Annotated in this window: 17 protein-coding genes; 14 read left to right on the top strand and 3 right to left on the bottom strand. The window is 38.4% G+C overall.

All coding sequences use genetic code 11. The features are described from left to right. Positions 1-7 precede the first annotated feature (7 nt). The 11 genes from GRFL_RS05255 to GRFL_RS05205 all read left to right on the top strand — a co-directional run bounded on the left by GRFL_RS05255 (position 8) and on the right by GRFL_RS05205 (position 8,820). Positions 8-346 (top strand): winged helix-turn-helix domain-containing protein, encoded by a 339-nt coding sequence (locus tag GRFL_RS05255; RefSeq protein WP_083643614.1) that lies wholly within the window; start codon positions 8-10, stop codon positions 344-346. A gap of 79 nt (positions 347-425) precedes the next feature. Further along, entirely contained in the window at positions 426-1,580 is a 1,155-nt protein-coding gene (locus tag GRFL_RS05250) for a cysteine desulfurase family protein (RefSeq protein ID WP_083643613.1), read from the top strand. Beyond that, the gene (locus GRFL_RS05245) at positions 1,577-2,731 is read left to right on the top strand and encodes an XdhC family protein (protein WP_083643612.1); all 1,155 of its coding nucleotides are present in this window, start codon (positions 1,577-1,579) and stop codon (positions 2,729-2,731) included. The genes GRFL_RS05250 and GRFL_RS05245 overlap by 4 nt, the downstream gene beginning before the upstream one ends. Then, complete coding sequence (locus tag GRFL_RS05240; protein WP_083643611.1) at positions 2,728-3,336, top strand: nucleotidyltransferase family protein; 609 nt, start codon at positions 2,728-2,730, stop codon at positions 3,334-3,336. Before GRFL_RS05245 ends, GRFL_RS05240 begins: the two co-directional genes overlap by 4 nt. Next, positions 3,333-3,569 carry a MoaD/ThiS family protein gene (locus tag GRFL_RS05235; protein WP_083643610.1) on the top strand — a complete coding sequence of 79 codons (237 nt, stop codon included), beginning with the start codon at positions 3,333-3,335 and terminating at the stop codon, positions 3,567-3,569. Before GRFL_RS05240 ends, GRFL_RS05235 begins: the two co-directional genes overlap by 4 nt. After that, entirely contained in the window at positions 3,566-4,579 is a 1,014-nt protein-coding gene (locus GRFL_RS05230) for a HesA/MoeB/ThiF family protein (RefSeq protein WP_236995885.1), read from the top strand. Before GRFL_RS05235 ends, GRFL_RS05230 begins: the two co-directional genes overlap by 4 nt. Then, a complete protein-coding gene (locus tag GRFL_RS05225; protein WP_083643609.1) occupies positions 4,572-5,015 on the top strand; it encodes a molybdenum cofactor biosynthesis protein MoaE in 444 nt (147 codons plus the stop codon). The genes GRFL_RS05230 and GRFL_RS05225 overlap by 8 nt, the downstream gene beginning before the upstream one ends. Then, positions 5,016-5,912 (top strand): bifunctional molybdenum cofactor biosynthesis protein MoaC/MoaB, encoded by an 897-nt coding sequence (gene moaCB / locus GRFL_RS05220; protein ID WP_083643608.1) that lies wholly within the window; start codon positions 5,016-5,018, stop codon positions 5,910-5,912. It abuts the gene before it with no gap. After that, a complete protein-coding gene (gene moaA / locus GRFL_RS05215) occupies positions 5,905-6,897 on the top strand; it encodes a GTP 3',8-cyclase MoaA (protein ID WP_083643607.1) in 993 nt (330 codons plus the stop codon). Before moaCB ends, moaA begins: the two co-directional genes overlap by 8 nt. Further along, positions 6,897-8,063 (top strand): molybdopterin molybdotransferase MoeA, encoded by a 1,167-nt coding sequence (locus tag GRFL_RS05210; protein WP_083643606.1) that lies wholly within the window; start codon positions 6,897-6,899, stop codon positions 8,061-8,063. The genes moaA and GRFL_RS05210 overlap by 1 nt, the downstream gene beginning before the upstream one ends. A gap of 1 nt (position 8,064) precedes the next feature. After that, positions 8,065-8,820: a sulfite exporter TauE/SafE family protein gene (locus tag GRFL_RS05205; protein ID WP_083643605.1), complete on the top strand. Its 756-nt coding sequence runs from the start codon at positions 8,065-8,067 to the stop codon at positions 8,818-8,820. Here GRFL_RS05205 and GRFL_RS05200 read toward each other — a convergent pair whose 3' ends face one another. The 3 genes from GRFL_RS05200 to GRFL_RS05190 all read right to left on the bottom strand — a co-directional run bounded on the left by GRFL_RS05200 (position 8,821) and on the right by GRFL_RS05190 (position 12,180). After that, the gene (locus GRFL_RS05200) at positions 8,821-10,197 is read right to left on the bottom strand and encodes a Kelch repeat-containing protein (RefSeq protein ID WP_158091599.1); all 1,377 of its coding nucleotides are present in this window, start codon (positions 10,195-10,197) and stop codon (positions 8,821-8,823) included. A gap of 414 nt (positions 10,198-10,611) precedes the next feature. Beyond that, on the bottom strand, positions 10,612-11,364 hold the full coding sequence (locus GRFL_RS05195) for an HNH endonuclease (protein ID WP_083643603.1): 753 nt from the start codon (positions 11,362-11,364) through the stop codon (positions 10,612-10,614). 213 nt (positions 11,365-11,577) lie between these two features. Next, positions 11,578-12,180 carry a hypothetical protein gene (locus GRFL_RS05190; RefSeq protein ID WP_083643602.1) on the bottom strand — a complete coding sequence of 201 codons (603 nt, stop codon included), beginning with the start codon at positions 12,178-12,180 and terminating at the stop codon, positions 11,578-11,580. A 131-nt stretch (positions 12,181-12,311) separates the two neighbouring features. Between GRFL_RS05190 and GRFL_RS05185 the strand changes: the two genes are divergently transcribed. From GRFL_RS05185 to GRFL_RS05175, 3 genes are read left to right on the top strand one after another with little or no spacing between them, the layout of a single operon-like run. Then, positions 12,312-15,623, top strand: coding sequence for a helicase-related protein (locus GRFL_RS05185; RefSeq protein ID WP_083643601.1), 3,312 nt, complete (start codon positions 12,312-12,314; stop codon positions 15,621-15,623). After that, positions 15,623-19,270 (top strand): Eco57I restriction-modification methylase domain-containing protein, encoded by a 3,648-nt coding sequence (locus tag GRFL_RS05180; protein WP_083643600.1) that lies wholly within the window; start codon positions 15,623-15,625, stop codon positions 19,268-19,270. The genes GRFL_RS05185 and GRFL_RS05180 overlap by 1 nt, the downstream gene beginning before the upstream one ends. Next, positions 19,267-21,195 carry an AAA family ATPase gene (locus GRFL_RS05175; protein ID WP_083643599.1) on the top strand — a complete coding sequence of 643 codons (1,929 nt, stop codon included), beginning with the start codon at positions 19,267-19,269 and terminating at the stop codon, positions 21,193-21,195. Before GRFL_RS05180 ends, GRFL_RS05175 begins: the two co-directional genes overlap by 4 nt. Positions 21,196-21,199 lie beyond the last annotated feature (4 nt).

The following is a 21,199-nucleotide window of genomic DNA, read 5'->3' as shown; positions in this document are numbered from 1 at the left end:
AATTGGTATGAAAAAGATCAATTTCAAGTGTTGGATAGAACAGGAAGGCGAAAAATTTTACGGTCCTGGCCCGCATGAATTGCTGAAATGGATACAATCTGAAGGTTCATTATCCAGGGCAGCTGCGGAAATGGGCATGTCTTATAAAAAGGCATGGGAAATGGTGCAGAGGCTGAATCAGTTTTCAGGAGAGCCGATGGTTATTGCCAAAAAAGGAGGCTCTCACGGCGGCGGTGCAGTAGTTACCAGCCAGGCAGAAATCCTGATGCAGGAATACGAACAGCTGAAGTACAGGCTTGCGGAGACACTGGAAAAAGAACGTACACATTTAAGGTTCTTAAATTAGCATTAAAGGCCGGGGCTATGTCTTCGGTCTTCTTTAAATTTAAACTTCGATATATTCACCAATACATAACGCTTCAAAGATGTCTTCAGGCGAGCTCATTTATCTGGATTACAATGCGACCACTCCGCTGGATCAGCGAGTGCTGGATTCCATGCTGCCATTTTTCACCGAAGATTTCGGAAACCCCAGTAGCGATCATGTTTTTGGATGGCAGGCTGCGGAAGCCGTGGAGCATTCTCGTGAACAAATCGCCAGGTTAGTACATTGCCGGCCGGCCGATCTCACTTTTACTTCTGGTGCAACGGAAGCTGCAAATATGGCTCTCTTCGGTTTTTGCGAGAAGAACGGCCATAAAGGGAAGCATATTATTTCCTGTAAAACCGAGCACAAAGCGGTTTTGGATTGCCTGCAGGCCCTGGAAAAAAGCGGTTGCAGGGTCTCTTACCTTGATGTTGACAGTGATGGGAATATAGACCTGGAGCAACTTCAGAAAATGATTTCTTCGGAAACCATTCTCGTCAACCTGATGCTAGCTAATAACGAGACGGGCATTATCCAGCCCATGAAGGAAATTTCAGAGATCGTACATCGTCACCAGGCAAGTATGATGAGTGATGTCACGCAGGCGGTGGGGAAGATACCGGTGAACCTGGAGGAACTGAACCTGGATGTGGCCTTCTTTTCGGCTCATAAAATGTATGGCCCAAAAGGTATCGGTGCATTGTATATCAACAAAAAGAATAAAGTCCGCTTGGGGCCGCGGAATTTTGGTGGTCAGCAGGAAAAGGGCATGCGCCCCGGTACTTTGAACGTTCCGGGAATCGTGGGATTTGGAAAGGCTGCCGAGGTGGCCCGTGCAGATATGAAAGCAGAAGCGGACCGCCTGCAAAAACTACGGAAGCAACTGGAAAGCGGATTAAAAAGGCTCAAAGGGGCGCGGATCAATTCTTATAATTCTCGCAGATTACCCAATACGACGAATATTTCGTTCGAAGGCATAGACGGTCAGCAGCTCATCAGGAAACTGAAAAACCTGGCTGTGTCCAGAGGTTCTGCCTGCTCGGCCAATGAAATGAAGGCCTCTCATGTGTTAAAAGCCATGAGACTAAGCGAAGAACTTGCACTCTCCTCATTACGCATCAGTCTGGGGAAATTCACTACTTCCGAAGAGATCGATAAGGCCATTGCTGAAATTACCAAAAGCGTGCAACAGCTCAAAAAAGCCGAAGTATGAGAGAAATCGAGCAAATACTGAAAAAATACCGGGAGCTGAAAATGGCTAAAACAGAAGCTATTCTGGCCACGGTCGTTCACGTGGAGGGCTCGTCTTATCGTCGTGCCGGTGCGAGGATGCTGGTAGATGAATTGGGGAATATTACTGGAGCGATAAGCGGTGGCTGCCTGGAAGGTGACGCGCTGCGAAAGGCTTTGCTGGCAATGCATCAGCGAAAAAATAAACTGGTGACCTATGATACCAGTGATGAGGACGACGCGGTGATCGGCGCACAGCTGGGTTGCAATGGGATCATACAGGTGTTGTTCGAACCGATTGATTTTGAGAATGCTTATAACGCCTGTGAAATGCTGCAAAAAGCGGTAGATTCTGACAAAAAGCAGGCGATCGTCATTGGCTTTAATTTGGATCGAACGGCGGAGCAGCCTGGTACCATATTGTTGATCGATGAAGAAACCATCACTCACGGAATGCATATTAGCGCAGAACAACTCGAAATTCTGAAACATGAAGCGAAGCTGGTTTTACAAGGAAATGATTCTCAATTTGTGGAATTTGAAGAAGCTTCTGAAGTTTCACAATTTTTTATTCAAAATTACCAGCCGCCCGTCAAACTGATCCTGGTAGGTGCGGGCAACGATGCTCAAATATTGGCTCTTCAGGCAGAACTGCTTGGCTGGAAGGTGAGCGTAACCGATGGCAGGCCGAGCCGCGCCAATTCCACGCGATTTTCAAGTTCCTGCCAGGTGATCGTTTCCAAACCGGAGCAAACACTGGAAAATTTGAAGATCGATAATCGAAGTTGTTTCGTGCTGATGAGTCATAATTACAACTATGACCTGGCGGTTTTAAAATTGCTGCTGCAGGAACAGGAATTGCCTTATATCGGTATTCTTGGGCCAAAAAAGAAATACGATCGCATGCTGAAGGACCTGGCGGAAGAAGATATCCAACTTTCTAAAGCGTTGCTAAAAAAAATTCATGCACCTGTTGGACTTGAAATTGGAGCAGAAACACCGGCAGAGATCGGATTGTCGATTTTAGCAGAAATACAATCGGTTTTAGCCGGGAAAGAGGCGAGACCATTAAAGGAAAAAGATGCTCCCATTCACGAAAAACGAGGTAAACAATTTAAAAGACTGGCGATTTGAGCAATCAGCAAAAAATAGGAGTGATCATATTGGCGGCTGGCGAATCAAAACGTCTGGGCCGGCCTAAACAGCTGGTTCGGTTTAGAGATCAGTACCTTTTGGATCATGCCTTGAAGGTGGCGGGAAGTATTGATTTTGTTACAAAAACTCTGATTCTTGGGGCAAATTATTCTGCAATTACCAAACAAATTCAAAAACATTCTTTTGCCGTGGTGCAAAATGAACACTGGCAGGAAGGAATGGCTTCCAGTATTCGGAAAGGAGTTGAAGGTTCACTGAAAAACTGCCCGAAACTGGAGCAGATCATGATCCTGGTTGGCGACCAGCCATTTGTAAACAGGCAGCATTTGCACAACCTGATCGATAGTCAGTTACAAAATAATTCAGAAGCCAGTTTTTCAGAATATGGAGGGAATCTGGGAGTGCCGGCAATTTTTTCAGCGAGATTGTTCCCCGAATTATTGAGATTAAAAGGTGATCACGGGGCTAAAAAACTGCTTTTCAAAAGTAACCTTGAATATTCAACAGTGAAATTGGAAGGAGGCCATTTTGATGTGGATACCGAGGCCGATGTGGAACGATTAAAAGCAATGGAACAGGAATGAAAGTACAGGTGAAATATTTCGGGATGATCGCGGAAGCCGTGGGGAAACCGGAAGAAGAACTCGAATTAGATCCCGGAACCAGCGTTTCAGAATTAAAAATGAATCAGGTGAAAAGTTACGGAATTAAGGATCCGGATTCGGTGCAAATAGCCGTAAACCAGCATCTAAATCAGGAAATTGAACTAAAAGAAGGCGATGAGGTGGCCTTTTTACCGCCTTTTGCAGGAGGATGATGAGGTACGAAAGACAAATAAAACTTGACGGGGTTGGAGAAGAAGGGCAAGAAAAGCTTCAAAACTCCAGCGTTCTGATCGTGGGCGTTGGTGGCCTGGGGTGCCCGGCAGCGCAATACCTGGCTGGGGCCGGTGTTGGCAAAATCGGTTTGCTGGATCACGATCGGGTTTCGAGAACCAATCTGCACCGGCAGTTGCTTTTCGAAGAAGGAGAGGTGGGCAAGGCGAAGGCTACGGTTGCGGGGGAAAGGCTTCAGAAGATCAACTCAGAAATTGAAATTGAGGTTTTTGAGCAGGCTCTCACTGTAGAAAATGCGGAGGAATATTTCGAAAATTTTGATATTATCATTGACGGGACCGACAATTTTGAGACCAAATACCTGATCAATGATGCCTGTATTTTAACCGGAAAACCCTGGGTGTACGCTTCGATCTATAAGAATGAAGGCCAACTTTCAGTCTTCAATTTTGAAAACGGACCGTCGTATCGTTGTCTTTTTCCGAAGACCACCCGGCAAAATATCAGCTGTGAGGCAACGGGAGTGTTGGGAGTGACTGCCGGAATGCTTGGAATTATGCAGGCTACGGAAGTTCTCAAGATGTTACTGGGGATTGGAAATGTCTTTTCCGGGAAGCTGAAACTGTTACAGGTATTAAGCGGACAGGAACAGCACCTGACTATTGCCAAACGGCCCGAAGAGATCGAAAAAGTGCTGAAAAACGGGATTATTCCGGTGAAGATCAATTGCCGGATTTCTGATGAAAACAAAACCTACCTGGATATTCGGGAAATTTTTGAACAACCAAAAATAGATTCAGAAAAAGTCATACAAATCCCGCTGAGCAGCCTGGACGAACGAATTTGGGAAATTCCGAAGGAGGAAGAAGTATTGGTTTTCTGCCAGTCGGGTAAACGCAGTGGCAAAGTGGTGGAACTTTTACAGGCAGAATACGGCTTTGAAAATTTGAAGAATGTTGAAGGAGGAATAGAAACAATTATTGATGGATAAGAAACAACCGAAAAAAGTATTCATGCAGGGAGCGATCCCTCCGGAAAAAATTGCGACTTCCATCGCGAATCACCAGTCGAAAACCAATATTGGGGCGCACAGTATTTTTCTGGGACAAATACGTGCGGATGAAATTGATGGAAAAACGGTGAGCGCGATTGAGTATACCGCTTATGAGGAAATGGCCGAAACGGTTTTTCATGAAATTCGGGAAGCCGCATTTTCAAAATTCGATATGACCTGTTGCCATATTTATCACAGTCTTGGACCAGTCAAAACCGGCGAGATCTGCCTGTTCGTCTTTACTTCTTCCGCACACCGGAAAGTGGCGATCGAGGCCTGTAATTTCCTGGTGGAAGAAATCAAAGCCAGGGTACCCATCTTCGGCAAAGAGATTTTTGAAGACGAAACACATCAATGGAAAGTGAACAGTTAGATGGTTGATATTACACATAAAATCACCACGCTCCGGGAGGCTACGGCCATTGCCACGCTTAGAACGAGCAGTGAAGAAACGATAAAAGCGATCAGGGAGAACAAGGTTCCAAAAGGGAATGTTTTTGAAATGGCTAAGGCCGCCGGACTTCTTGGAGTGAAAAAAACCCCGGAATTACTGCCAGACTGCCACCCGTTACCCATAGAATATACCGGGATCGAGTATGAGATAGACGGCCTTGAAATTCATATTTCCGTAAAGGTGAAAACGATCTATAAGACCGGGGTGGAAGTGGAAGCGATGCACGGGGCGAGTATCGTGGCGCTCACGATGTACGATATGCTGAAACCCATTGATAAGAATGTGGAAATTGGAACGATCAGGCTGCAACAGAAAAAAGGCGGGAAATCTTCTTTCAAGGTGAATTCAGAAGGATTGACGGCGCAGGTGATTGTTTGTTCCGATACTATTTCAAAAGGAGAAGGAGAAGATAAAGCTGGCGAAGCGATCATTTCCAAACTGATGGATTTGGGGATAAATTCAGAAAAATGGATCATCCCTGATGAGGCTGAAAAGATTAGAAACAGTATTTCCGAAGCCACTTCAGATATACTGATTTTTACAGGTGGAACTGGTGTGGGACCAAGGGACGTGACACCGGAAACCATTGAGCCTTTGCTGGATCTTCGGTTAAAAGGCGTAGAAGAACAAATGCGTGATTTCGGTCAGCAGCGAATGCCTTATGCCATGCTATCCCGGTCAATCGCGGGGATGAAAAACGGAAAACTGATCCTTGCCTTGCCCGGTTCTACTAAAGGCGCGGCTGAGTGTATGGAAGCTGTTTTTCCGCACGTGCTGCACGTGTTTAAAGTGATAGAAGGAAAAAGACATGATTGAGAAGAAAGGACAGATAATAGATAATTTCGGGAGGCTTCATAATTACCTCAGGATTTCGCTCACCGATCGCTGCAACCTGCGTTGCTTTTACTGCATGCCGGAAGAAGGTATCGAGCTGATGGAGAAAGAAAGTATTATGAGCCTCGAGGAAATCCTTTCGCTGGCAGGGACTTTCCGAAGCCTGGGAGTTGACACGGTCCGGCTTACAGGAGGTGAGCCACTGGTGCGGAAGAATTTCGGCTATTTAGTGGAAGAACTGGCGAAAATGGGTTTTACGCTGAAGATCACGACCAACGGTATTCTGCTGGATAAATACCTTGAGCTGTTCCAGAAGATAGGCCTGAGGAAGATCAACCTCAGCCTGGATACGCTGGATAAAGCCAAATCTGTTTTTATCAGTAAACGGGATTATTTTGATCGGATCTGGAAAAATATCAATTCGGCCCTGAATAGGGGAATGGAGGTTAAGCTGAATATCGTCCTGATCAAAGGTGTGAACGATAACGAAATCCAAGATTTTATCGAATTGACGCGCCACAAAAAGCTGACGGTGAAATTTATCGAATTTATGCCTTTCAAGGGAAATAAATGGGATTGGAGCAAAGGGGTAGGCAAGCAGGAAATTTTGGATATGGTTTCTGAAAGATTTGGCGCTGTTGAGGAGCTGGAAAACCCGAAACACAGTACTTCCACGAATTTTAAAGTTCCCGGTCATACCGGTAGTTTTGCCATTGTGAGTACGATTACCAACCCGTTTTGTGACGAATGTAATCGTATCAGGCTCACGGCTGATGGTAAGATGAAAAACTGCCTTTTTGCCAATTCTGAAACCGATCTTTTAACCTCTCTCCGCAATGGAGAACCTATGGAAAATTTAATCATCAACGCTATCAAGACCAAAAAGCATTCCCGCGATGGGATGGATGTAAAAATGGAAGCCGATCATTATGAAAAGAACCGGTCTATGATCTCAATTGGAGGATAATGTTAAAAATTGAAGAAGCTTTACAGGTCATCAATGATCAGCAGATCGAATTATCTACGGAAATACGAAAATTGAGCGATTCTCTTGGTTTCGCTGTTTCTTCGGAAATTCGTGCACCGTTTGATATGCCGGCTTTCGACAATTCGGCAATGGACGGTTATGCGTTATGCGGAATTTCAAAAGAATACCAGATCATTGGGGAAGTTGCGGCAGGTGATGCTGAAGAATTAGATCTCCGGGAAGGAGAAGCCGTTCGGATCTTTACCGGGGCTCGTGTGCCTGCCGCTGCTTCGGCGGTCATGATGCAGGAAAAAACCAGGGTGGAAGGAGAGAAGCTTTTCCTGGATGAATTGCCAAAGGAAGGCCAGAGCATTCGAAGAAAAGGGGGTGAATTACAGAAAGAACAATTGGTTTTTGATAAAGGTTATACCATTACTCCAGCCGGAATTAGCATGATCGGAGCACTTGGAATGGACCAGGTTGAAGTTTTCAAAAAACCGATCATTAATCTGATCACCACCGGGAACGAACTGGTGCAGCCCGGGAAAGCAAAAGGCGAAGGGCAGATCTATGAATCTAACAGTTTCGCAATTTCTGCTGCTGCTGAAAATTTTGGATTTCCCGTACACAAAAAACATAGCCTTCCGGATGATTTTGAGCAGATCAAGACTGGAATTTCCGAAGCATTGGAACAGGCAGATATCCTGCTTCTTTCCGGCGGAATTTCGGTAGGAGATTATGATTTTGTGAAACAGGCGCTGGAAGAAAATGGAGTGGAGCAGCAATTTTATAAAGTTTTTCAGAAGCCCGGAAAACCGCTGTATTTTGGGAGAAAAGCAAACAAATTTGTCTTCGCGCTTCCGGGGAATCCTGCTTCTTCACTCAGTTGTTTTTATATCTATGTCCTGCCGTTCTTGCAGCAATTCAGTGGATTTCAGCAGAAGGGACTTCCAAAATTCCAATTTCCTTTAAAAGAACCTTATTACAATCGTTCCGACAGGCCTTCTTTTTTAAAGGCGAAGATCGAGAATGATGAGGTAAGGATCCTGGACGGGCAGGCTTCCTCCATGATCCTTTCGATGGCTCATGCCAATGCCCTCGCTTTTATTGATGCGGAAACAAATCTTCAAATAGGCGATTTGATAACTTGTTATCTAATAGGCTGATATGTTGCTGGAATATTTGCCCTATATCTTCTTTTTGATCGCGCTGTTCTATAGCTCTGTGGGTTTTGGCGGCGGTTCCAGTTACCTCGCTATTTTAAGCCTGGTATTGCCTGATTTCTATGAAATTCGTTCCACCGCACTCATCCTGAATATCTGCGTGGTGAGCATCGGGACTTTTTTGTTCATCAAAAACCAGGTGCTGAAGCCGAAATTATTATGGCCGTTCTTTGTCTTGAGTATGCCCATGGCCTATCTCGGCGCAACGGTCAAGCTCTCACAAAGCACTTTTTTTCTCATCCTGGGTAGCGCTCTGGTGCTTGCGGGAATTTTCATGATGCTGAAATTCGTTAAAAGCAGGTTGACTTCTGAAGAATTTTCCAATCCGAAGAAATTTTTTCTTGGAGGCAGTATTGGCCTGTTGTCGGGCATTTCAGGAATAGGCGGTGGGATTTTTCTTTCCCCGGTTTTAAATTTGCTGAAGTGGCAGAATCCGCGTACCATCGCTTCCCTTGCTTCCGTATTCATTCTGGTCAATTCTGTTGCCGGTTTGGTTGGCTTGCAAATGGCGGGAACTTTTCAGCTAAACGAGGAACTGATTTTTCAACTATCAATAGCAGTGATTCTAGGCGGCAGCCTGGGCTCATACCTTTCCAATAAAAAATTCAACCTGAAATTTTTGGGTATTCTTACGGCGATACTGGTGTTTTATGTAGGCCTAAGGCTGGTGCTGCTACACGGCTGGGATATTGCGATTTGATCAATACGAACCGCCAAGCGTTTTTTCTCGTTGTATTCGGGTTCTCACAAGTTCGGACAGGGGGATCTCGTATAAGTGACTGGAAGGAAAATATTCAAATTCTCTGGCTATAAATCCACCGAAAATATACAGTTTGTCGTCTCTGTAAGCGATACCGGGTTCCCGTTCGTCCAGGTCAATTTGATATTGTTTCAGTTCTTCGGTCATCGGGTTGTAGGAAAGTAATTTTCCGTGATCATAGATGTAGATATAAGTGCCGTCAAAAGCGAGGGATGGTTTCCTCATATTCTCAAAAATGCGCCCGTGACGTTTCCATTTTCCGGTTTTGAGATCATAAGATTCCACAAAAGCCAGCGCATCGTTTTGTTCCCCTCCAATAAAGTAGAACTTATCGCCGGCCAGCACACCGTTCACCTCCTTAGGTTGTGGCAGGTAGCTTAGCTCGCGCCAGAACCCGGTTTCAGGGTTGAAAACATGCATGACGTTGCTGTATTGTTTGATCGAGGTCGTGGTGGATTGTTTATTGGAACCGCCGGCTACAAAAAGCAGGGAATCGTAGACGAAACTGGCAAAATTATTGGCCATGTGCGGATTGGTTTCGTCAATTTCCAATTCATCGGTGGCGGGATCGTAAATTTCAATAATATTCGGAAGTAATTCTTTTTTTCCACGCAGGCCGGTGGTTTTTCCGCCGAAGGTGTAGACTTTCCCGTTTAAAATGGCGGAATTCTGGTTGATTCTTTCGGTAACTTTTGGGGTCGCGGTTTTCCATTTCTGAGTTGCAAAATCATAGCTGAAGATTTGCTGATTGTAATGCAGGAAATCAAAATTCCGGTTCAATCTCATGGCCTTGATATAATCTGAAAAATCGAGATTTGACATGAACATACGGTCCTGCAGCTTTCCATTTTTGTCATGTTTTTCAGCCAGGCTACCGCCTACCACAAACAATTTTTCAGAGGAAGAAGCGTAACCGAAATTGGTCACCGCCTTTGGCATGTCTTCCAACTTCCTGTATGGAACCGATTTTCGAAGCGAGCCGTTTCCGGAGATCATGACATCTTCCAGGCTTTCGAGCTTCGGAAATAATAGTACTATGAAATTTCGGTCTTTCAGCTCGGTCAGCGTTAGCGTTTCTTTTTGAAAGCCGACATAGCTGAATTGGATACTATCGGTCTCGGCTGTTCTGGTGCCCAGGTTAAAATCTCCCAGGGAATTGCTCACCGTTCCAAAACCGGAATCCAGGTTCTGGATGTTCACGTTGGATAGTGGTTTACCCGTTTCGGCATTTTCAACTCGGCCAATGCGTTGTGCCATTCCTGAAAATGAGAAGCTCAATAGGAATAAAATAACGGCGAATCGCTGTAAGTTCAACATGTAGTAATATTTAATGAGTATAGAAAAGCTTCCGGGTAGGGAAAGGAACGCTCGAGCAGAAAGATACGAATTTCTACGTGAGTTTACTGTAGGAGCTGACATTGAATAGCGAGTCCCGGGAGTTTTAAATATTCGGAAAAAACTGGGTATAAAAAAACCCGTTTCCATGAAACGGGTTTTTAAAGGTGGTGCCTCCAGAAGCTAATCACTTTAGATTCCTTTGGAGAAATTTGGAGTAAGTCGCACGATTTTAAAATTAGGATTTTAGGAAAAGAAACATTTTTGGAATTAACTGAACTGGAAAAAACTTAAGCGTATTCTATAGCAAACATGATTATAAAGATTTACTCTATTTTCTAATTGTTTAATACATATTACTTAATTGTAGATTTTATTCGACAACCAGCATTCCTATTAATTTGTATTATCATTCACTTTATTACGCAATTGTTTCAACTCCGCCATTTCTAACCAAGGCCTTCTTTTATGTACCATTTTGTGACAATTCGAACATAGCATTGCCAGATCCTCAATTTTGGTTAAATGTCCTTTTTGCATTTCGCTAACTGGAATTGTGTGGTGGGCTTCAATGAAATCTACACCAATTTCTCCGTACTCCTTCTCAAAGTCGAATTCACAAATTTGACAAAACAACCGACCATGTTGATTCTTGAAATTCTCCTTTGCGATTTGAGAAACTCTTGAATTACGCTCACGAAATTTATGTTTTCGCTCAATTATTCTTCCTTCAGGAAAGTCACCTTCTAAGTTCACATTCGCTTTAAAATCTTGTGACAAATTGTGTGTCCAATATTTTCTCTTTTTCTTATATGGTTCTATTCCGAGATTTCGACAATATTTCAGAAACGAAATTTCTAACTTCTCATTAATTCCGAGTTTGTTGTCTAACAATTTTTCGATTATAACATTTGTCTCACGCCCGTCTTTTTCCGAGTTAAAGTGTTTTTCCAATTTATTGTTTTTATAACCTACAAATCTACTGGGTGCAAACCTTAGCTCGTCGTCAATTTTATATGCTACAAAGCAAGCTCCAGCACGAATTAGTTTGGTTGTCTTATTGTTTTCAGAATTTGTTCCTTCCGATAGATAAAACTCTACTGTCTCTAGATTCTGTTCTAATTCTTTAATACTTTCTATATGTTTCATTTATTTGGAATATCGTTTTATTTAAGGTGATTAGCGAAAAGTATAAACACGGTCCTTTCCCAAGACTTCCAGAAGTTTGACTCATTCTTTTAATCCTCTCACGAGGCTACAATAATTTCTGATGCTTTAACTTGAAATAAAAATACATCTCGGTCATAGACTGAAATAACTGTATTTTTATTTTTCACATACTCAAACGGGATAATATTTCATCTATAAATTTGTATCTAGCTCCCTATTTCTTAATTTATCTTGAAGCTCCCAATCCTCTAATCTATGTATAAAAGGAATCTCTCCAAGTGCTTCAGCTTTGTCTTTTCTTAGATCAATATATTTATTATTGAAACCTGCTTTAAGGAATATATCAACTATTTGCTTATTACTTTCTAATCTTTGTGATATATCACTAACATAAAAAACTGTAAAATCAAGCTTAGCTTTAATGAACCTGATCTCAAATCGTTCACCTATTCTCGGTATACTTGCAAGGTGTTTTAATTTTAGGTAGTGATGTTTTTTGAAGATCCTTATGTGAAGATTATATTCTATCTTATCAAAATTTAGAAGTCCCTCTTGCTCGATCATTAATGAGTATAGACCTTTGATTTGTTTTCTTAACTGATAAGTTTTTAAGCCTGTTAATTTCTCGACTTCCTTTAGTGTTGGATATCTGACATTATCATCAGAATAGAAATCCTTTGATTTAATGAAATCAATTAACTCCCAATATTCTTGAGCTTCCATTTTCAAATGGATTAGTTGATCTGAAATTGAAAAAAGATCGAATAGAGCCTGTTTTATGGATATATCTTCCAATTTGGTATTATTGAAATAAACTTTTCCAAGTTAAACAATCTATCAAAGTTTTAAAATTTTAAATTTACCGTTCCTACTCAAATCGTATCATTTGGGAAAAATTCTTAATTTATCCTAACTTATAAAGATTAATGTCAACAAAGTTTTTTACTAATAAATCAGACAACAGCTTATTAAAGAAGTTTGAAGGTGTATTTCAAAACCTTCCTAATATTCACCATTTTGACGCTCTTGTTGGCTATTTTAGGGCAACAGGATATTTTAAAATAAGGCCATTCCTTGATAATATACCGGAGATAAGAGTTCTTGTTGGGATTAATGTAGACTTACTTTTAGAAAAGTATCATTCTGTTGGTCAGCAGTATTTAATGGACCCAAAGGAAACCAAAGATCAATTTCTTGCAAGGTTAAAAAATGATATTCAGGATGCTGACTATTCCGAAGAGATAGAAAACGGAGTTATTCAATTTATTAAGGATGTTGTAGACAAGAAGATTGTAATCAAAGCTCATCCCGAAAAAAATCTTCATGCTAAGATTTACATATTTAAGCCAAAAAACTTTAATAGCCATTCAGCGGGTAGTGTAATTACAGGCTCATCTAATTTAACGGAGCCAGGATTAGGTTCAAGAGAAAAGTCCAACTATGAATTCAATGTAGAACTACGTGACTACGATGATATAAAATTTGCTTCAGAAGAATTTGAAAGCTTGTGGAACGAGGCTATTGATATTCTGCCTGTTGATATTGGGAAGCTTAAAGAAGAGACTTATTTAAATGAAGATTTTACACCATTTGAAATCTATATTAAGTTGCTTATAGAATATTTTGGAACTAGAATAGAATATGATCCGACCAATATAGATTTATTACTGCCAGATAAGTACAAAAGACTAACCTATCAAGCTGAAGCTGCAATAGAAGGCTATGAAAAATTAATGAAATATAATGGCTTTTTCTTAGCAGATGTAGTTGGTTTAGGTAAAACTGTTATTGCCTCAATAATTGCCAAGAAATTTGTTTATGAAAATGGATATCACTCAAAAATACTAATCGTTTATCCACCTGCTCTCGAACAAAACTGGAAAACAACGATTAAAGATTTTCATGTAAGGCAAAATACCTACTTCGTTTCGACTGGTAGCCTACACAAAGTGATTGATGGAAGAAATTTAAATTATCCAGATCCTCAGGAGTACGATTTAATTATAATTGATGAGGCTCATAAATTCAGGACAGACACCTCGGCGATGTATGAGAAACTTCAAACTATTGCTAAGACAGATAGAAAAATTCCAGGAGCAAATGGAGATATTCGTAAAAAGGTCATGCTCTTATCGGCAACGCCTCTGAATAACCATCCTTCCGATATTGAAAATCAAATATACCTCTTCCAAGATAAGCGTAATTCAAACTTGCCAAGCATTAAAGATTTACAGGGCTTTTTTCAACCACTTAAAGATGAGTATGATGACCTGAAGAAAGAAAGAATCTTAAATGTTGAAAAACTTAAACGAATCTTTGACAAAATTAGGGATAAGGTAATAGAGCCATTAGTTATTAGAAGGACTAGAACAGATATTTTAAATAATGATGACTTTAGAAAAGATATCGAACTACAAGGAATTAAATTTCCGAAAATAAATCCACCAAACGAGGTTAAATATGAATTTGACGATAACTTAAGTCTGCTTTTTGATGAAACTATCACCCTCCTCACTTCTTTGGATGAAGACAAAAATAAGGTAGATGGTATAGGCTTTTATAGGTACAGAGCCATAGGGTTTTTAGTAAATGAAGAAGATAGAAAAAGATACGGAAATGTAGAGGATATTGCCAATAGGCTTTCAGCCATAATGAAAACGCTACTTATAAAAAGGTTGGAAAGTAGTTTCTTCGCTTTCAAAAAGTCTCTTCGTAGACTACACCGTAATACAGTACATATGATTAATATGTTCGAAAAAGATAAGGTGTATATAGCGCCTGATGTTGATGTAAATAAATACTTGAATGATGGAAATGAAGAAGCACTAGAAGAGAAGATGAATGAAAAAGGTGGGAATAATGTCATCTTTCAAAATCAGGATTTCAAAGAAGACTTCCTATTGCTATTAAAAGAAGATGAAAAAATGATTTCCAATCTAGTTGAGAGATGGAATAAGGTAGATTATGATCCAAAACTTGAAAAATTTCTTAAAGATTTGAAACCTGTTTTTCTAAACAAGAAAAATAATTTAACTGGGAAACTAGTCATTTTTTCAGAATCTAAGGAAACAATAGATTATTTAAGCGATTCACTAAAAGATATTGGAGTAAAAAAGATTATTTCAATAAGTGCAGATAACAGAAAAGATAAGCACTCCACGATCGTTCAAAACTTTGATGCTAATCTGGATCGACATGAATGGAAAGATGATTATGATATCATATTTACGACAGAAGTATTAGCGGAAGGAGTTAACCTGCATAGATCGAACGTTATTGTTAACTATGATGTGCCTTGGAACTCTACTAGGTTAATGCAAAGAATCGGCCGAGTCAATAGAATAGGTACTGAGGCAGAATCAATCAACGTGTACAACTTCTATCCTTCTGATAAGTCCGATAATCAGATCCGGCTTACAAATACAGCAATTAAAAAGCTTCAAGCTTTTCACTCTGCTTTTGGAGAAGATAGTCAGATATACTCTCAACTTGAGGAAGTTGGAGAAGCAGGACTTTATGGTTCTAAATTAAAAGAAGAGGTCAATGAAACTTTGGTCTTTTTACAAGAATTGAGAGACTTTAAAAAGAATAGCCAATCTCATTTTAACAAAATAAAGTCTATTCCTAAAAAATCGAGGACTGCAAGAGATTCTACGAAGATAGATTCATTTTTTGATGTAGCAAGCTCATCTATAACATATATCAAAAGTGCTGGGCATCCAGGGGTTTTTTACAAAACTGATGAAAATGATGTGGTAAGTGAGCTAACTTTTGTTAACGCTGCTAAAATCTTTAAGGCCAGAGTAGAAGAAAATTCCTTTAAACTACCGAAAAATCATCATCATCAAGTCTCTAAAGCCTTAAACCACTTCAAAACCATTACAAAGAACGTCGAGACTAAAAACGTTACTAAGTCTCAGCTTTCAGCCGCCGAAAAAAGGGTAGTAAGTAGACTTGAATTTTTTATTGGTATTGCGAATGATGATTTTTCCAAGGATCAACTAAAAAGAGCGCTGGATGAGATTTACAAAGGATCCCACCGCCAACTACCGAACAAGCTAAATAAATTTTTTAAACAAAACACGGAAAATGATCCTCAGAAGGTTATAGATAACCTATATCATGATGTTTTGAAAAAAATGAACTTTAGTGGTGCCGGCCACACTAAAGAACAGAGAAAGTCACTTTTCAGTAAACCCCAAATAGTAATTTCCGAATCCTATATTGAAAGAACCTAATGGATATAGTTTTACAACAAATATTTAAAAATCAATATTCTAGAAAGACGTTTGAAAGCGAAGTTCTAAGACCAATTTTCCAAAAATCCACTAAAAACTTTACTCTCTATAGTAAAGAAGGAGAGCAAAGAATCGAATTGACAGAAACTGATAGACGAACAGCCAAAGAGGTAATTAAATTTGGTGAGTTTACAACTTTTGATGATCGAAAAGTTGAGTTATACGAAGTTACGGTTGAAGACTTTAGGCAGGTAAAAATAGCTAGAGTAGGTTTAGGAGCTCTAGTTAAGAAATTGATAATAGGTAACAATGCTGTTTTTGCTGTCTTTAAATATGAGAATACTGTCGAAAAACATTGGCGCTTTTCCTTTATAGCGTATGATAGCTTTTTTGAAGATGGACAGGTTGTTACTGAAGAAACTAATCCTAAAAGATACACTTATGTCTTTGGGGACAAAGACGAATCTTATAGAACTGCTTTAGATCGTTTCCAGGTTCTTGACAACCAACTTGAATTAAAAGTTAAAAATATTCAAGAAGCTTTCGCGGTGGAAGCAATGTCAGAAAAGTTTTTTGAAGAGTACCGTGAGACACACTATGGTAATTTTGTTAGATACCTTACTGGAGAGGAATTCCAAAAGAAAGGTGGGAAATATAAACTAGTAGAAGTTCAAGATCCATCGCCCTTTCTCACTTCGGTGTTTAACAGTGATAAGAAGGCAGCTAGGGACTTTTGTAAGAAACTCTTAGGGCAAATCGTGTTTCTTTACTTTCTTCAGAAAAAAGGATGGATGGGATCACCTACAGGCAACTATAAATTAGCTGATGGTGATAAGAATTTTATGGAAAACTTTTTTTATAATGCCGGGGCGGATGATAATTTCTACTCTAATTGGTTAACTAAATTATTTTACGAAACGCTGAATAAAGAAAGAACGCAAGATAATTTTATCATGCCTGATGAGGCAGTGGTAAAAATTCCATACCTGAACGGAGGATTGTTCGAAAAGGAAACTGAGAAGTTTGATCTTTTAGAGTTTCCTTCCGATTTATTTGCCAATCTTTTCGAGTTTTTCAACCGATATAATTTTACTATTTATGAAAATAGTCCTGAGGAACATACCATAGCAGTTGATCCTGAAATGTTAGGACACATCTTCGAGAATTTGTTAGAAGATAATAAAGATAAAGGGGCATTCTATACGCCAAAGGAGATAGTTCATTATATGACTCAAGAATCGATTATAGAATATTTATCCACGCATCTGAATAACGATAAGTCCTTCTCAAAGCAAAGTGTAAGCAAATTTGTTAAGCAAAAAAATAGAGAAGACCTAACAAATACAGAACTAGCCGACATAAATACTTTACTAGATAAAATTAAAATATGCGATCCTGCTATAGGGTCCGGTGCATTTCCGATGGGAATGTTACAGGAAATCTTCTCATTAAAAGAAAGAATCGCATTTGACCTTGGTTATAAAGTATGGAGCCCAGCAACTGTCAAAGAAAATATCATTCAAAATTCTATTTATGGTGTAGATATAGAAAACGGAGCTGTGGACATTGCGAAATTACGTTTTTGGTTAAGCTTAATTGTAGATGAAGAAGAACCAAAGCCTTTACCTAATTTGGCTTATAAAATAGTAGGAGGTAATTCACTTGTAAGTAAATTCGGAGATGAAATTATTGAAATTGATTGGGAAAAAGATGAAGGATCTCAGAATAATTTATTTGGGAATCCATTTCAAGAAGATATACAAAACCTATTAAAACAAATTTCTGTAAAACAGATAGAATACTTTACTGCAAACAATAGTTTAAAAATATTATTAAGTAGAGATATCAGAAAACTTAAGCTTAAAATTCTAAGTAAGAAGCTTGAATTAATGATAGCTGCCAATCCATTTCATGAACAAAAAGGTAAAAAGTTATCTAAAGCTCAAACTGAAAGAGTCAATGAAATAAAAAGATGGAAACGTACCTTGAAGGAGGTTGATGATTTAAAAAGTAATCAAAGAGCTTTTGAACACTTTGACTGGCGATTAGATTTTCCAGAGATTTTAAATCCAATTGTAAATAAAGAAACAGGTTTTGATATTGTTATCGCAAACCCCCCTTATCTTGGCGAAAAAGGAAATAAAGAACTTTTCCAGGAGGTGAAAAAAGGCTCATTGAAAAAGTTTTACAAGTCAAAAATGGATTTGTTTTACTTCTTTTTTCATCGAAGTTTTGAAATGCTCAAGGAAAAAGGTATTTGCACTTTTATTACAACAAACTATTACCTTACTGCTGATGGCGCTTTGAATTTACGTCGAAGTTTTAAAGAAGAGACCACTCCCTTAACACTAGTCAATTTTAATGAATTTAAAATATTTGACAGTGCCTACGGTCAACATAATATAATTACCATATTAAAAAAAGGAAATTTTGAGGGAGTAGGATGTAATATAATTAATACAAAAAGAAAAGCTCTTTATGACACTTCGATTCTGTCCGATATTTTATCGAACAAGGATAGGGAGACTAATTATTTTGTTTCAAAAAATATTTTTGAAGGGGACAAAAGTTATATTCGAATTAGTTCATCTAAAACAAGTTCCACATTTGGAATACTCAATGTCATTAAAGACAACCACAGTAGATTAAACGAATTTGCAAATATTAACTCTGGTTGCGATATCACCATAAGTAAGATCAGTAATAAACATTTAAAAGAATTCAATAATAACCTAGTTAAAAATGAAGGGGTATTTGTTCTGTCGCCAAGTGAACTAAAGTCACTATCTCTAAATGATTACGAAAAAACGCTCGTTAAGCCTTTTGTGAAGAATAGCAACATTAAAAAATATACTTATGATTTAAGTAGTGATGTTTTAATTTACACTAATTGGGACACGGAAGAAAGAAAGATTCCAAACTTGATTCAACATCTTCAAAAGTTTAAGCCTATAATCGATGACCAAAAATTAAGATATAATGAACCGAATTGGCCTTGGTACAGTATTCACCGGCCTAGGGAATTAAGTATTTTCAATTCAACGGATAAAATTATTGTTCCTTATCGGTCATTAAAAAATAACTTTGCGTATTCAGATAAACCTGTTTTCTCATCTAGAGATGTGTTCTTCTTAACTAACATAACTAGGATGAGTGCTAAATATCTCTTGGCCTTACTAAATAGTAAATTAATTTATTTCTGGTTGTACTACAGAGGAAAAAGAAAGGGAGAGACTTTAGAATTATATGCAACTCCTTTATCAGAAATACCTATTGCAGAAACTAATACAGCAACTCCCTTTACAACTTTAGTGTCTTACCTATTATTTCTTTACAATAGTGATAAGGATATTTTAGGTCATACAAAAAATGAAAGGATAGCCTCTCATATAGCTGACGTTCTAGACATGATGGTGTACGAACTGTATTTTGAAAAACATATGAAGGAGAATGGACTAAATGTTTTAAAATTCATCAAGCCTGAATCAATTCAAAATATTGAAAATGAAGATGAGATACGAGAAATTATAAAAAGATTTTATTCTTGGTATCAAAAACCTGAAAATGAAGTGCGGCAAAGAATCCTACTTATAGAAACACGTAGTAAGGATATTTTGGCCGTAATAAGAGATTTAGCGACTTTATGAGGAAGATAGATACCTTACAAATAAATAACTTTAAGTTTTTTGATGAGCAGGGGCCAATAGAGATTGGAGGTAAGCATCTTTTGCTTTATGGTGAAAATGGTAGTGGTAAAAGCTCTATATACTGGGCCTTATATACCCTATTTGAAGCAACATTAAAAAAGGATACTGAAGAGATAGCCAAATATTTTAAACATCACACAGCTCATCCGCAATCTCTGGTTAATATCCATGCAGATCGTATCCCATTACCTCATCACCCCAAGTACAATGAGCATTTTAATTCATTTATTAAAGTAAAAACCAAAAGTCCTTCACCCACAGAATATCAACTATCATTATTAAATACGAATATTCAAAATGATTCTGTTGCAAAAGAGATAAATCAAGCATCAGATTTCATAAGCTACAAAGTGCTTTACAAGTTTCAAGATTTTTGGAATGGTGAGAAAATGGATTTAGCCGACATTTTCATAGGTCATATACTCTCCTATATTAGTTTCCCAGGCAAAGATTTACTTAGAAATGGTGTGGTCAAGACGTTTACCAATGCCTCGGATATGTACGAGGAAATTAAAAAAGGTCCTGGGATGACCACTAATTCAAAAGGAAAGAAAATACAAGTTTATAAATACAGTGAGGAGAACAAAAAGTTTATTGCGTTTGCAAAGCATTTCAATAATGAGCTTAAAAACCTTATTGACTTTATTAATATTAACGCCCCTGCAATTCTTAAGAAATTAGGTCATAATATTGATTTTGAGTTACGCTTTGAAGAGTTAAAATATAAAAAGGCAGATGTGAACTTTCATTTTACACCCTTCAAAATTCATTTTATAATAACAGCTTATGCAGGTAATCCTATCACGATAAATAGACCTCAATCTTTCTTAAATGAGGCTAGAATAACAGCTATTGCGATTGCAATAAGGTTAACCGTTTTAAGAAAAAGAATTAATGCCCAAGCAGGAGATATTCTTAAGTTTATCGTTTTTGATGATGTAATGATTAGTTTGGACATGAATAACAGGGATAAACTAATTGATTTTCTATTAGATCCCTCAAATAAATTTATATATGATTATCAAATATTATTTCTGACCCATGACAGAAGTTTATTTTTCTATTTAAAAGATAAAATTAAAAATTCAGGTAATAATGATGAGTGGGTCTACAAAGAAATGTATGTCAATTCATTATCCACCTTCGAAAGACCTTCGATCAATAATCATCCAAATAAAATTGAAAAGGCCGAATACTATCTTCAGAAAAATGATTATCCGGCCTGTGGAATATATCTAAGAGTTCTATGTGAAGAGATTTTAGATAGGATTTATCCAGATACTTCAAGGTATGAAATTAAAAAAAATGAAGAGGGGATTTACGAGACTAGACTTCAAAGGTTAAATGATAAAATAAATCATCTCAAAATATTCTGTACTGAGGAGGGGTTGGACTTTAACGACTTTAAAGATTTAAAAACTTATAAAAGTGTAATTTTAAATTCACTTGCTCATAATGATATTGAGTCTCCGATATACAGAGTTGAATTAATTAAGATCTTAGATGTGCTTAAGAAGCTTGAACTAATTAAACGTGATGTACAATTAGCTAAACCAAACTCTACATTTTTGATATCCTTCACCAAAAAGGATGGGAAGCCATATATAATTGGAATAACTATAAAGGATCATTTAATGATTTTAGAGAAGAAAAATGAGTTTAAGAGACTTTCTAGTTTTTGTAAAGCAAACATTACTTATATAAACGACGATGGTGTGGAAACGAAAAAGATTAATATCGAAAAAGAATCGATCAAACAGATAGTTATGGAAAAATGTAAGGAGCTGGATATCGATATGATAAATATTGAAGAGAATATGGTTGACAGGAAAAAGATGTTAGTAAAGGATCTACTGGCTCAGTAAGATC

The organism is Christiangramia flava JLT2011 (assembly GCF_001951155.1).
In the GTDB taxonomy this organism is placed as follows: domain Bacteria; phylum Bacteroidota; class Bacteroidia; order Flavobacteriales; family Flavobacteriaceae; genus Christiangramia; species Christiangramia flava.
Note: the sequence above shows the minus strand (reverse complement) of the source record. Positions and strands in the feature narration are given on the sequence as shown.